Annotated in this window: 12 protein-coding genes; 5 read left to right on the top strand and 7 right to left on the bottom strand. The window is 54.0% G+C overall.

What is annotated here, in order from left to right; genetic code table 11:
* The first annotated feature begins 81 nt into the window (after window positions 1–81).
* The gene (locus D7D48_RS03740) at window positions 82–2,109 is read left to right on the top strand and encodes a lytic transglycosylase domain-containing protein (RefSeq protein WP_125230012.1); all 2,028 of its coding nucleotides are present in this window, start codon (window positions 82–84) and stop codon (window positions 2,107–2,109) included.
* Between the two features lie 87 nt (window positions 2,110–2,196).
* Window positions 2,197–2,685 (top strand): GreA/GreB family elongation factor, encoded by a 489-nt coding sequence (locus D7D48_RS03735; RefSeq protein ID WP_125230011.1) that lies wholly within the window; start codon window positions 2,197–2,199, stop codon window positions 2,683–2,685.
* Here the strand turns inward: D7D48_RS03735 and D7D48_RS03730 are convergent.
* A complete protein-coding gene (locus D7D48_RS03730) occupies window positions 2,667–3,452 on the bottom strand; it encodes a polyphosphate kinase 2 family protein (protein WP_125230010.1) in 786 nt (261 codons plus the stop codon). The genes D7D48_RS03735 and D7D48_RS03730 overlap by 19 nt on opposite strands.
* A gap of 95 nt (window positions 3,453–3,547) precedes the next feature.
* Window positions 3,548–5,332 (bottom strand): aspartate--tRNA ligase, encoded by a 1,785-nt coding sequence (aspS, locus tag D7D48_RS03725; RefSeq protein ID WP_125230009.1) that lies wholly within the window; start codon window positions 5,330–5,332, stop codon window positions 3,548–3,550.
* A 94-nt stretch (window positions 5,333–5,426) separates the two neighbouring features.
* Between aspS and rnd the strand changes: the two genes are divergently transcribed.
* Complete coding sequence (rnd, locus tag D7D48_RS03720) at window positions 5,427–6,623, top strand: ribonuclease D (RefSeq protein ID WP_125230008.1); 1,197 nt, start codon at window positions 5,427–5,429, stop codon at window positions 6,621–6,623.
* A 1-nt stretch (window position 6,624) separates the two neighbouring features.
* Here rnd and D7D48_RS03715 read toward each other — a convergent pair whose 3' ends face one another.
* A complete protein-coding gene (locus D7D48_RS03715) occupies window positions 6,625–7,209 on the bottom strand; it encodes a P-loop NTPase family protein (protein WP_125230007.1) in 585 nt (194 codons plus the stop codon).
* 17 nt (window positions 7,210–7,226) lie between these two features.
* A complete protein-coding gene (locus D7D48_RS03710; RefSeq protein ID WP_125230006.1) occupies window positions 7,227–8,282 on the bottom strand; it encodes a heavy-metal-associated domain-containing protein in 1,056 nt (351 codons plus the stop codon).
* 61 nt (window positions 8,283–8,343) lie between these two features.
* Between D7D48_RS03710 and purM the strand changes: the two genes are divergently transcribed.
* Window positions 8,344–9,450 carry a phosphoribosylformylglycinamidine cyclo-ligase gene (purM, locus tag D7D48_RS03705; RefSeq protein ID WP_125230005.1) on the top strand — a complete coding sequence of 369 codons (1,107 nt, stop codon included), beginning with the start codon at window positions 8,344–8,346 and terminating at the stop codon, window positions 9,448–9,450.
* Window positions 9,451–9,492: 42 nt separating this feature from the next.
* Window positions 9,493–10,440 carry a phosphoribosylglycinamide formyltransferase gene (gene purN, locus D7D48_RS03700; protein ID WP_125230004.1) on the top strand — a complete coding sequence of 316 codons (948 nt, stop codon included), beginning with the start codon at window positions 9,493–9,495 and terminating at the stop codon, window positions 10,438–10,440.
* A gap of 131 nt (window positions 10,441–10,571) precedes the next feature.
* Here purN and ndk read toward each other — a convergent pair whose 3' ends face one another.
* The 3 genes from ndk to D7D48_RS03685 all read right to left on the bottom strand — a co-directional run bounded on the left by ndk (window position 10,572) and on the right by D7D48_RS03685 (window position 12,964).
* Window positions 10,572–10,994 carry a nucleoside-diphosphate kinase gene (ndk, locus tag D7D48_RS03695; protein ID WP_125230003.1) on the bottom strand — a complete coding sequence of 141 codons (423 nt, stop codon included), beginning with the start codon at window positions 10,992–10,994 and terminating at the stop codon, window positions 10,572–10,574.
* A gap of 68 nt (window positions 10,995–11,062) precedes the next feature.
* The gene (locus tag D7D48_RS03690) at window positions 11,063–11,494 is read right to left on the bottom strand and encodes a DNA polymerase III subunit chi (RefSeq protein ID WP_125230002.1); all 432 of its coding nucleotides are present in this window, start codon (window positions 11,492–11,494) and stop codon (window positions 11,063–11,065) included.
* A 12-nt stretch (window positions 11,495–11,506) separates the two neighbouring features.
* Window positions 11,507–12,964, bottom strand: a complete 1,458-nt coding sequence (locus D7D48_RS03685) for a leucyl aminopeptidase (RefSeq protein WP_125230001.1) — start codon at window positions 12,962–12,964, stop codon at window positions 11,507–11,509.
* Window positions 12,965–13,010 lie beyond the last annotated feature (46 nt).

Below are 13,010 nucleotides of genomic sequence, written 5' to 3'. Positions count from 1 at the left end.
TGACTTTCATTTTGGTCCAAATTGAACGCTAAGGCTAACATAGTCGCTTGTTCAGAGATTAATAAGGTTCGCGTCCATAATATGTCCAGCATGGTAAAGCATCTCATTTCCGCATCCATACTCATTATTCCATTTATTGCGTCGGCATCCACGCCGAAACAAGACGCGATCATATGGCAAAGTGGCACAGGTGCCGGACAAGTGTCCGCGTCATCCGGACAACCACTATCACCACCGGTTATTTACGACCCAAGCGAAGGCAAAATTCCTGCCGCGCTGCAACGTTGGAAAATGTTGAGTGCCCCAGGTAACTTTAGCTTTAATGATTATGCCTCCTTTTTGATGCTTTACCCCGATTGGCCAAATGCCGAAGACATGCGCAAAAAGGCGGAACAGGCGATTAATCCTGTGTCTTACTCCCCCAACCAAGTCGTCGCTTTTTTTGACCGATTGCCGCCAGTCACCAATGAAGGTCGTGCAAAATTTGCGCTGGCCTTAGATACGGTTGGCGACAAGGCCCGCGCGGAAGCACAGGCACGTGTAGCATGGCGCGGCGGCCCGCTGAATGATGAAGATGAAGCCCGGGTTTTCCGTATTGCCCGTGGCACACTGAACGCCGCAGACCATGACGCGCGAGTCGACCGCTTGCTGTGGTCTGGGTCGACACGCAGTGCCGAGCGCTGGATCTCTCTCACCTCGCCGCAGCGTCGACCAGCCTTTTTAGCTACGCTTGCAATGCGGGTAAAAGCACCCGACGCAGATGTTAAGGTTCAAGAAGCAGGGGTGTTAGCAAACAGCGAAGCTAGCCTTTTAGCGGCGCGGGCGGATGCGATGCGAACTGCGGGCAATGGCTTGGCTGTGCGGGAATTGCTTGCGAACCGAGGGAATCTTGTTGCTCCAGCGCCTGTCCTCAAGGATTGGTATCAATTGCTGCTGACGCACGCACGCGCTGCCGAAAATGATGGCCAATATGACGTAGCCTATCGTATCGCCTCACGTGTAGACGACGCCGTCCCCAACGGCCTCGTCATGTCGGACCAAGATCTTGCTACACGTGACCGCTATACAAGCCTGACTTGGCTGGCGGGATCAATAGCTATGGACCATTTGGGACGCCCTCGTGATGCCGTCACCATGTTTGAACGCTATGCGACTGCTGCAAGAACGGCGCAAACCCGATCAAGGGGCCTGTATTGGGCCGGCAAGGCTGCAGCAAAGACTGGGGACCAGTCAAGCGCGGTGCGTTATTTTGAACAAGCAGCTGCCTTTTATGAAAGCTTTTTTGGCCAGTTGGCCTTGGAGCAGTTGCGTCGTCCTTTACCGCAAGTGCCGCGCGTAGCAGCAACCCCGCCAGTACTGACGAACGGTAACGTGCCGGCTATCCATTTGGCAGCCGCGCTGGCCGCAAAATATGGAAGCTGGCGTGATCAAAGCAACTTTTTCAGGGCCATTGCCCGCCACGCGGATGATCGTGAAGAATATGTAGCTGCGATTGGTCTATCGCAAAAGCTTGGTCGCCCAGATCTGGCCGTCATGGCGGGTCGCGCAGCACGCACAGATGGTATCCCTGACTTACTGGGAAACAGCTACCCCACCGTCAATATTCCTGCGGCGCATAGCCAAACCTGGACACTTGCCCATGCGATTATGCGTCAAGAAAGCCAGTTTGACCGCGCCGCCGTCAGCCACGCCGGGGCGCGCGGCCTGATGCAATTGATGCCCGGAACCGCGCGGGAGACATCAGGCAAAATCGCCATGGCTTATCGCCCTGATGCGCTAACCGTTGATACCGATTATAACATCGCCTTGGGTGCCACCTATATTGAGCGCATGCTCGATTATTATGACGGAAGTTACCCTTTGGCCATCGCCGCATATAATGGCGGCCCGGGCAATGTGAACAAATGGCTCCGCGCCTTTGGCGACCCTCGCACAGGCAGCATAGATATCATGGATTGGATTGAGAAAATCCCACTCAGCGAAACCCGCGATTATGTTTATCGCGTGCTGGAAAATGCGGTGATGTATGACCATCTCCACCCCGACAAGGCACGGGTCAGGTCGGCAACACCGCTCAGCACCTATTTGGGCAAGTCAACGCCAGGATAGTCTTCAACCGTCCTTAGCTACCGCGGGGTTGCGTAGGTCCTTTCAGGTCTCTCGACTCTCCTCAACCCGAACGGCTAAGGAAGATGGATGGCCGAGCGCACTAACCCAATCACCCCCGCCGGATTTGCGGCCTTACGCGAACGCTATGAACAACTATTCGCTGTAGACCGCCCCGCAGTTGTCGAAATTGTCCACTGGGCCGCCGGTAATGGCGACCGAAGCGAAAATGGCGATTATATTTACGGAAGACAAAAGCTCCGCGCGATTGATCGGGAACTGGGTCAGTTATCGAAGAAGATGAAGGCCGCGCAAATACTCGACCCGTCACAGCAAGGGGACCGAAGTCGCATATTTTTTGGCGCGTGCGTTACGATTGCAGATGTGGACGACGTACACCGCACAATCACAATCGTCGGAGATGACGAAGCAGATGCCAGCAATGGTCGAATTGGTTGGAATGCACCACTTTCCCGCGCCTTACGCGGGGCGCGTGTGGGGGATGTCAAGACTGTGAACTTGCCTACAGGGCCCAAAGAATGGGAAATAATAAGTATAGACTATCCCTTGGGGGAATAGCCAATCGTCCGCTGGGCCAAAGCCACAATCGCTGGATTTGCCTCCGGAAATTCCTGCGGAACGCTCTTCTTGAATTCTGCAATCACATGCGAAAGGACCGCAATTCGCGCCGCTTTTTGATTATTGCCGTCAATAACGGTCCAAGGTGCCAACCGCGTGTCCGTATGCTCAAACATCTCATTTAGCGCATCAAGATATTCGTTCCGCTTTGCGCGATTTCGAAAATCTTCTGCCGTGACTTTCCACCTTTTGGCTGGATCATCGAGCCGTTCTATCAGAACCTTGTCTTGTGTTTCGGCGGACACATGCAGGAATATCTTGATAATCTTCGTACCGATTTCGCTTTGCCGCGATTCAAATTCGTTAATTTCGTCATAACCGCGTCGCCATTCAGCTTCGGTGCAAAATCTCTCGACACGCTCGACTAAAACGCGGCCGTAGTGGCTTCTGTCCCAAATGCTGATTTCCAGTTTGCCCGGCAATTTGCTCCAGAAACGCCACAGGAAATGTTTATCTTTCTCCTCGGAGGTCGGCGCAGAAATCGGGAAGACATGATAAAATCGCGGGTCCAGCGAAGAAGTCATGCGCTTAATGGCACCGCCCTTCCCAGCAGCATCCCAGCCCTCGAAAATAATCAATGTGCGCGCTTCGTGCAAAATGTGCAGTGCCTGAAGCTCGGACAAGCTATCCTGAAGACTCTTCAAGTCCTTTTCATATGGACCATCATAAGCTTTGCCGACTTCAAACTGGGACAGGTCAATAGGCATGCCCGCTTTCCAGCACCTATTGCGCGCACAAACAAGCAAAAGCGCAGAACTGCTCCCAAAAAGAACAGCTCTTAATATTCTATTTATGTCTGAAATCAGGCTTTGGGCGGCTGCTCCACTACGCGAATGTTCAATTCCCGCAATTGCTTTGCCATCGCAGGCGACGGCGCCCCCATCAAAAGATCTTCTGCTCGTTGGTTCATCGGGAACAATGTGATTTCGCGCAAATTTTGAACGCCACACAAAAGCATGACCATCCGGTCTACCCCTGCAGCCATGCCGCCGTGCGGTGGCGCACCGAACTGGAACGCGCGATACATGCCGCCAAAGCGCTCTTCAACGTCCGCCTGCGTCAAACCCGTAAGTTCAAACGCCTTGACCATCAAATCTGGGTGCTGGTTCCGAATTGAGCCTGAGGCAAGCTCATAGCCGTTACAGACCATGTCATATTGATACGCCTTGATGGTGAGCGGGTCCTGCGTTTCCAGCGCCTCCAGCCCGCCCTGGGGCATTGAGAAGGGGTTATGGGCAAAGTCGACCTTTTTGTCTTCCTCGCTCCATTCGTAAAATGGGAAATCGATGATCCAGCAAAAACGGAAAGCGTCTTTTTCAATCAGGTCAAGCTGCTCGCCCGTCCGCGTCCGCGCGGCGCCAGCTAATTTGGCTGCTTGCTCTTCCTTGCCTGCGGCGAAGAAGCAACCATCATCAGGTCCAAGCCCGATTGCCTCATAAAGAGCGCGCATGCCGTCTTCACCATGGTTCTTGGCGATTGGGCCACCAAATTCACCACCCTTACGGGTTACATAACCTAGGCCTGCGTGGCCTTCGCTGCGTGCCCATTCGTTCATGTCGTCGAAGAATTTACGGCTCTTGTCGGCAGTGTTCGGTGCAGGAATGGCGCGAACAACACCGCCGCCTTCAACTATGCGCTCAAAAAGACCAAAGCCCGATGTTTTGAAATGATCCGTAACGTCGTGGATGATCAACGGGTTACGCAAATCCGGCTTGTCAGTGCCGTAATCCAGCATCGCCTTGGAATGCGGAATGCGTGGGAACTGCCCTGCTGGGGTTACTTTTTTGCCATCGGCGAAGGCTTCAAACACGCCAGCCATCACTGGCTCCATCGTGTCCCAAATCTCTTCCTGCGTGACGAAGCTCATTTCCAGATCAAGCTGGTAAAATTCGCCGGGCAGACGGTCGGCGCGCGGGTCTTCATCGCGAAAGCATGGTGCAATTTGGAAATAGCGGTCGAAACCAGCGACCATCAACAATTGCTTATACTGCTGTGGCGCTTGCGGTAGCGCAAAAAATTTGCCGGCGTGGATACGGCTTGGCACGAGAAAATCGCGCGCGCCTTCTGGGCTGGAGGCTGTCAGTATGGGCGTTGAATATTCGGTAAAACCGATATCTTCCATCCTGCGGCGCGTTTCGCGAATAATTTGTGTACGCTTGACGATATTTGCGTGGAGCGTTTCACGACGTAAATCGAGAAAGCGGTATTTCAGCCGTGTTTCCTCAGGATATTCTTGTTCGCCTGCAACGGGCAATGGCAGCTCTTCAGACTTGCTCAACACTGTGACGCTGCGCGCAAAAACCTCAATCTGACCAGTCGGCAAGTTCGCATTGACCGTACTTGCGCTGCGGGCCTTCACTTCGCCATCAATCGTGATGACACTTTCAAGCCGCAACGCCTCCAGTATCGGTAAAGCAGGGCTGTCCGTATCGGCAACAATCTGCGTCATACCATAATGGTCGCGCAAATCGACGAACAGCACGCCGCCATGATCACGCTTACGATGGACCCAACCCGACAGGCGGACGGTTTCGCCCACATGGGTATCACGGAGTTCAGCGCATTTGTGCGTACGATAAGCGTGCATTGTTTACTCAATTCAAAAAATCTGTGGAAAGCGGGCCTGTCAACAGTGCAGCGGCACTTTGTCAAGTCGTGAATGGGTGCTACGGCGATACCCAATGCAGATTCATCCACTTATCACCGACAGCAAACGCCTCGCCGAATTGTGCGCACGCCTTGCACAATCGCCTTTTATAGCGGTCGACACCGAATTTATGCGGGAAAATACATATTATCCCGATTTATGTTTGGTTCAATTGGCAGATAGCAATGAGGCCGCCGCAATTGACCCTAAAGCCGAAGGCCTTGACCTCACGCCCATGCTTGAGTTGCTGTGCGAAAATGAGGATGTGTTGAAAGTTTTCCATGCGGGTGGGCAGGATATCGAGATATTCTTCAACCTAACCGGTAAAACCCCCCATCCGATGTTCGACACGCAGATTGCCGCCATGGCACTCGGTCAGGGTGAACAAGTTGGTTACTCGAACCTTGTCGACCTGTGGATGGGTATACAGTTGGACAAGGGCGCGCGCTTTACCGATTGGTCGCGGCGCCCTCTGGATAAACGCCAGATTGATTATGCCATTGCCGATGTGACCCATTTGTCGGTTATCTTTCCGATGATGTTGGAAAAGCTCAAGAGCACTGGCCGCGGCGCTTGGTTGAATGACGAAATGGAACGCATTTCCGACGCAGCCAATTATCGCAATGACCCCGAAAACGCTTGGGCACGGATTAAGGTACAATCGCGCAAACCTGACGTGCTTGGCCGGCTTCAGGCAATGGCCGCATGGCGCGAGAAAGAGGCGCAGCGGAAGAATATCCCACGCGGGCGCATAATGAAGGACGAGACGCTGGCTGATATCGCCGCGCATCCACCCAAAAGTCAGGCGGATTTGCCAAAAGTGCGCGGCCTTTCGCCCGCATGGCGCGACAATGACATCGGTGCGCGCCTAATCGGAGTGATTGAGGCGAGCCAGCCTATGGCGCGTGATGATTTGCCCGACCGTGCACGATCGTCGCCTGGCGGTGGCAAGGATGGTTCACTCGTCGCGGATCTGCTGAAGCTATTGCTCAAAATCCGGTCACGCGAGATCAACGTGGCCCCGCGCTTAATTGTGCGGACTGAAGAGCTTGAGCGCTTGGCGGCAGGTGAGCGCGAAGATCTTGAAGTATTAACGGGGTGGCGTTTTGAACAATTCGGACGCGATGCTCTGGACCTTGTCGAGGGGCGACTGGCCTTTGCCGTGGTCAATGGAAAACTCAAAATGACCCGGACACATGAAGAAGACATGGTGCGGGACACCGCAGTTTAGATCAGCCTTCGAGAACTTTTTTTACTAAGGCCAAATTTACGGGCGCATTTTCCGACAGCGCCATGGCGTTTGCGGATCGCGCAAATCTTTCAATGGCGACATAGCTGCGTTCGATGCGCCGCTTCACATAGCTTAAGGCATCGATGCTTATCGCTGCCCCCCGGTCGGCGAGTTGCTTTTGCAGCAATTGCTCAATCATTTCGTCATCCGGTGGCGCAATTTCCAGCAACATTGCGGCGCCTAATCGCGACTGCAGATCGGGCAGTGCGATATTCCATTCCGCAGGTTGCCAACGCGAAATGAGCAATAACGGCACGCCGCTCTCTTGCGCGCGGTTCCACGCGTTGAAAAGTGTTTCGTCGGAACTGGCCTCAGCTTCATCAATGACAGTGCCATTCTGTCCCGAGAAATAGCGTGCCATCAGCGTTTTCCCGGAGCGCGCCGGCCCCGTCAGAATGGCGCAGCGCTTTGCCCAGCCTGCTGCACTGGAAAGTCCGGCAAAGGCCGCTGCGTTCGATTCTGTAATGATGAGGCTGGACGATGCTCCACCGCGCAACTCGTCCAAGGGTAAAGCAATTTGACGCATCGACCTGCCAAATATGATTATGGACGGGGCTGAGGCGCGGAAGTGGCCTGCCCTTCTGGCACAATGGATCTAACAACGTCGTCAAGTGATGGCGCGGCGGATTTTTGCAAATCGGTGCCCGTTTGATCCTCAGCCGCTGCGTCTTCGCCAGCGCTTTCCAGATCCTCCTCTTCAACCACTTCAGGTTCAAGAACCAGCGAAGCATCCGCCCGCAGACGCCCTGAAGCTAAGGCGGATTGGAACAATTGATCCATCCGCAATACGGCCTGATCCATCATCGCCGGAATGCCGGCACTATTTGTAGTACGCAGGGTAAATGCACCCAGAAACTTGTTATCTGGCCCATAACGCGCGGAAAAACGCCCAATGACTGGACCACCTGGCCATTGCCGTTCGATCCGTGCAATGGGAATAATGACGTCTGCGGCACCAAATTGGTCAAGAATCGTGCGCCACCAAATGCGGCTGCGGCGTTCCGGTTGACCAGCATTTAGCAATAACGACTCGCCACCTGCCCCGCTTGGGCGGACATAATCGATGGTGCTGTCTGCAGTGCGAAATTTGGCCCAGCTTCGTTGCCATGATGTGCGCTGTTCAAACACCGTGGGCGCACCTGCCGAATACGTAATAGGCAATAACATCAATGGTGCAGAACGCCGCGAAACGCCGCTGACGCCGAGTAACTGCCCTGCGCGCGCACGATCAAACAGGACACCCAGCTTTGCAACATAACGGCGTGGGCCAATTTGTTCCTGTTCGACCACTATAGCGGCAGTGATGCCGTCCAATGTCGAATCGGACAGGCTAGCTCCGACATTATTATGGGTTTTGCGCCACAACGCGGCCCATGCGATCCGTTGCGCCTGCTCCCAGCCCTTTTTCCGTGCGTCAAAGGCGTTGTCACCCACAACGTTGACCGAAACGCCAGTAACTTCAAAGTCACCAGCGCTCGCTATCGGCGCAATACCGCGCTTTGGCCCTTCAATCTGCGCACCAACAATCCCGCCACCGACCAGCGACAATGCCAAGCCTATTGCGGTAATACGGAACCAATTCTTGCGCAAATTTGTCATCTGGGCACCTTTAAGCGACATAGGCGTGGAATTCCAAGCTTGTTCTCGCTAACGGCGTCAAATGGACCCAAAAGATCAAAGCGCAGAATCCTACACCTATGCCAAGGCGGGTGTTTCCATTGAAACCGGCAATGCCTTAGTGCGCGCTATTGCGCCGTTGGCTAAAGCTACGCGTCGTGCAGGTGCCGACGCGGATCTAGGTGGATTTGGCGGGTTCTTTGATTTGAAAGCAGCAGGGTTCAATGACCCTTTGCTGGTGGCCGCAAATGATGGTGTGGGAACGAAGCTGAAGCTCGCGATAGAATCGGGACGGCATGAAGGCGTGGGCATTGACCTAGTTGCAATGTGCGCCAACGACCTCATCGTGCAAGGCGCTGAACCGCTGTTCTTCCTTGATTATTATGCGACTGGGAAGCTGGACAATGCGGTTGCGACATCGGTCGTCGCGAGCATCGCAGAGGGCTGCAAACTGGCTGGCTGCGCGCTGATCGGCGGCGAAACTGCGGAAATGCCTGGAATGTATTCCGATGGTGATTATGACCTCGCTGGTTTTTGTGTCGGCGCGGTCGAACGTGACCAAGTCCTGACCGCCGATAAGGTTGTGGCGGGCGATGCCATATTGGGTCTCGCGTCTTCTGGTGTGCATTCAAACGGCTTTTCCTTGGTACGCAGGCTTGCGGCTGACAAAGGCTGGAAACTCGATCGCCCTGCTCTTTTCGACCAAAATGTCATCTTGATCGAGGCATTGATGGCGCCCACGCGGATTTACGTAAAATCCCTGCTACCCTTGGTGCGCACCGGAAAAATCCACGCCATGGCGCATATTACTGGCGGCGGCTTGCTTGAAAATATCCCTCGCATTTTGCCCGCCGGGCTTCATGCGCATGTCAACGCAGACGCTTGGGCGCAGCCGCGTCTGATGGCATTCTTGCAGGCACAGGGAAATATTGAGCCAGAGGAAATGGCGCGCACGTTTAATTGCGGCGTAGGCATGGCTGTTGTGGTTGCGCAGGCGGATGTAGCCGAGGTGAAGGCCGCTCTAGAGGCCGCTGGTGAGACGGTGTTTAATATCGGCCACATTGCAGCGGGAGACAAAGGCTGCACCGTCACTGGCTCGGTCGAAACATGGAGCGCGCAATCTGATTGGACTGCAACTTATGTGGGCTAAAATGCCCTTATCTCTCTGCCGCCCCTTACAAAGGGATGGCATATGAAAGCCAAAGTCGCCGTCCTCATCTCCGGCGCGGGCACCAATATGGCGGCCCTTTTATTCGCGTCTAAACTACCAAGCTGCCCCTATGAAATCATTCTGGTTGCTAGCAACAACCCAGACGCTGAAGGCCTAAAAATCGCGGCAGCAGAAGGCATCCCTACTTTCACAAAATCTCATATCGGCCTTGACCGTGTTGCCCATGACGCAATCATGCATGATGCAATCGTAAAATCCGGCGCGACATATGTCGCATTGGCAGGATATATGCGAATATTGTCCAAGGAATTCGTCGCCAAATGGGATGGACGGATGCTCAATATTCACCCATCTTTATTGCCTAAATATAAAGGGCTACATACCCATCAAAGAGCGATTGAAGCCAAAGACCCGGTCGCGGGAAGCAGCGTCCATTTGGTCACGGCGGAACTGGACGATGGCCCCGTGCTGGGGCAAATCGAAGTGACGATTTTGCCCGGCGATACCGCAGATACCCTTGCCGACCGCGTTAAAATGGCGGAGTATCAATTATACCCCAAGACGCTGGCCGAATTTGTTGTGCGCGATACCAACCCGGAATTTTTGACCGCACAAGTCCGCTCGCTCGCCCTCACCCAGCCTGAAGCCGACGAAGCTCTTTCGCATGGCATGCCCTGCTTCGGCATCGTCGGCGGCAAGAAATTCGCTTATGTGTCTGTTGACCATCACAAAGACGGCAAAACCGCGTTATTGGTCAAAATCAGCGGCGTTGAGGAGCAGGCGATGCTGATCGACAGCGATGCAGAGCGTTACTATCGCCCTGCTTATTTCGGTGATGGTTGGGTTGGCATCAGACTAGATTTGGGCGACACCGATTGGGATCATATTGGCGACTGGATCGCCAAAAGCTGGCGCGCGGTGGCACCGAAGAAATTGACGAAGCTAATGGATGCGGCGCACGAATTTTAGCGAATTGTTTGCCCAAAATACGCTGTTGCGTCACTTAGAATAGGCACTAGCTATGTAAGAATAGCCCATAAATCGATGCCCAAAACCCCTCGTTAAGTAAGGAATTTCGGGCATTCGATGTTTAAGTTAATTTACCCAACAATCTCTTCAGGCTTAAAGAAATACGCGATTTCAATCGCGGCATTTTCATCGCTGTCCGAACCATGCACAGTGTTGGCTTCGATGCTTTCGGCCAATTCCTTGCGGATGGTGCCTGGTTCTGCATTTTCAGGGTTGGTTGCGCCCATGATGTCGCGGTTGCGCTGCATGGCGTTTTCGCCTTCAAGCACTTGAACAACCACTGGTCCGCTGATCATGAATTCTACGAGTTCGCCAAAAAAGGGACGCTCTTTGTGTACAGCGTAAAAGCCTTCGGCTTGTGCACGCGACATATGAATACGCTTTGAAGCCACAACGCGCAGGCCAGCTTCTTCAAGCATCTTGGTCACGGCACCCGTCAGGTTGCGACGTGTTGCGTCAGGCTTTATGATCGAAAATGTGCGTGTAACCGCCATGAGATGCTCCAAATATACAGGGGTGAATTTGGCGCGCGTCTAACCTCGCTTGGCCTTTTGTGCAAGCTTTATGGGCCTTGCACCCATTTACCGCCGTCCTGTTTCCAGTAACGCCGCTCCACCTCATCGCTTAAGCTTCGCCATGCAGCGCGCGCATTGTCGGTGTGGCTGGGCGGAAAGAGATAAAAAATGCGATCGAACTCTTTTTCAATCGGACGCCAATTTCCATCGGCAATGGCTACAAAGCGCGCTTTATTGGAGGCTTCGGCATTATTTGACAGCAAAATGGGTTGCAGTGCATCCTCCCCCTCACCTGCCTTGGCATGCGCAAGAAAGCTTTCCGCCTTTGCCGTCCAAAGCGCGGAAGATATGGCGTCCAATTGCGCACTGTCGTCACTGACAATCAATAACCGCCCGTCATCATCCAATATACGCTGGGCAATGACGGGCAGTATTTTTTCAGCAGGATCGCGGGTGAGTTGATAGAAATCGACCTGCATGATGCGGCTACATCAGCCTTCGAAATTGTCGGCGACAAAGCGATCAAGCAAACGCACACCAAATCCGGTTGCACCCTTGTCCCAGACGGGACCTGGCTTTTCGGCCCACACAGTGCCCGCAATATCAAGATGCGCCCATTTCACGCCGTCCTTGATAAAACGGCCCAAGAATTGCGCGGCGGTAATGGAACCTGCGCCTTTTCCGCCGATATTCTTCATGTCCGCAATCGGACTGTCGATCATCTTGTCATACGCCTTCGACAAGGGGAAGCGCCACAACGGGTCTCCGGATGCCTTACCCGCCGCCGTGAGCTTATCGGCAAGTTCATCACTGTTCGAGAATAGCCCTGCATATTCACTGCCAAGCGACACAATTATCGCGCCCGTCAACGTCGCCAAATCGACAACATATTCAGGGTTATACTTCTCCTGTACCCAATGTAGCGCATCGCACAGAACAAGGCGCCCTTCTGCGTCGGTGTTCAGCACCTCAATCGTTTGGCCCGACATGGACGTTACGATATCACCAGGACGTTGCGCATTGCCATCGGGCATATTTTCCACAAGGCCGCAGACGCCGACGACATAGGCCTTGGCCTTGCGCCCCGCCAGTGCCTTCATTGCACCAGCCACCGCGCCAGCGCCGCCCATATCCCATTTCATGTCTTCCATGCCTGCAGCTGGCTTAATCGAGATGCCCCCCGTATCGAAAGTCACACCCTTGCCGACCAATGCGACGGGCCGTTCCTGAGTGCCGCCCGTGCCGTCCCATTTCATCACCAACAAGCGCGCTGGCCGGCGGGAACCTTGTGCCACGCCCAACAGCGCGCCCATACCAAGCGCGGCCATATCCTTATCATCCAGCACTGTGATTTCGACGCCGAGCTCTTTCAAATGCTGGCAACGCGTAACGAAGCTCTCTGGGTAGATGATGTTTGCGGGTTCAGTCACCAATTCCTTGGTCAAAGCTACGCCTTCGGCCACTGCTTGGTAACTCGCCCAATGTGCGCTGGCCTCTGCTGGCGCAGCAGCAACAGTGAACGAGTTCACACTAGGCTTTGATGTTTCCGGCAATTTGGTGCGATATTTGTCCATCCGCCAGTTACGTAGCGTTGCGCCATAAGCAACTTCTGCGGCGTGCTGCGCGGTCAAATTAGCTCCATGAACGGCGATGTGCTTTGCTCCAGATGTTTGCACCTTCGCGATAATGTCGCCGCCAGCTTTCTGGTAATCAGCCGCGTCACCTTCCGCCACACCAAGCAGCATGATGCGCACCATCTTGCCATCTTGTTCGTTGATCAACAGGAAGTTTTGGCCAGCAACCCCCTCAAACCGCGCCAGCTTTGCAGTCGCGTGAATGATATCCGCTTTTTCCAACGGAAATTGGAAATCGGCAAAGCTACTTTTGGTGACAATAAATGCGAGCACGTCGGCATCTTGAGGGCGCGCAACGGTAAAATTGATATGCATGGAAATAAACAGCCTTTCCGCTGGGGGTCATGTTTGACATTTCTAT

The sequence above is a fragment of the Sphingorhabdus wooponensis genome (assembly GCF_003933235.1).
GTDB lineage: Bacteria > Pseudomonadota > Alphaproteobacteria > Sphingomonadales > Sphingomonadaceae > Sphingorhabdus_B > Sphingorhabdus_B wooponensis.
Note: the sequence above shows the minus strand (reverse complement) of the source record. Positions and strands in the feature narration are given on the sequence as shown.

Bases quoted from the DNA above. Each gene is read 5' to 3' on its own strand.
- ndk (WP_125230003.1), bottom strand. From the start codon at position 10,994: ATGGCGGTTACACGCACATTTTCGATCATAAAGCCTGACGCAACACGT.
- D7D48_RS03715 (WP_125230007.1), bottom strand. From the start codon at position 7,209: ATGCGTCAAATTGCTTTACCCTTGGACGAGTTGCGCGGTGGAGCATCG.
- D7D48_RS03710 (WP_125230006.1), bottom strand. From the start codon at position 8,282: ATGACAAATTTGCGCAAGAATTGGTTCCGTATTACCGCAATAGGCTTG.
- purN (WP_125230004.1), top strand. From the start codon at position 9,493: ATGAAAGCCAAAGTCGCCGTCCTCATCTCCGGCGCGGGCACCAATATG.
- D7D48_RS03735 (WP_125230011.1), top strand. From the start codon at position 2,197: ATGGCCGAGCGCACTAACCCAATCACCCCCGCCGGATTTGCGGCCTTA.
- D7D48_RS03685 (WP_125230001.1), bottom strand. From the start codon at position 12,964: ATGCATATCAATTTTACCGTTGCGCGCCCTCAAGATGCCGACGTGCTC.
- aspS (WP_125230009.1), bottom strand. From the start codon at position 5,332: ATGCACGCTTATCGTACGCACAAATGCGCTGAACTCCGTGATACCCAT.
- D7D48_RS03740 (WP_125230012.1), top strand. From the start codon at position 82: ATGTCCAGCATGGTAAAGCATCTCATTTCCGCATCCATACTCATTATT.
- D7D48_RS03690 (WP_125230002.1), bottom strand. From the start codon at position 11,494: ATGCAGGTCGATTTCTATCAACTCACCCGCGATCCTGCTGAAAAAATA.
- purM (WP_125230005.1), top strand. From the start codon at position 8,344: ATGGACCCAAAAGATCAAAGCGCAGAATCCTACACCTATGCCAAGGCG.
- D7D48_RS03730 (WP_125230010.1), bottom strand. From the start codon at position 3,452: ATGCCTATTGACCTGTCCCAGTTTGAAGTCGGCAAAGCTTATGATGGT.
- rnd (WP_125230008.1), top strand. From the start codon at position 5,427: ATGCAGATTCATCCACTTATCACCGACAGCAAACGCCTCGCCGAATTG.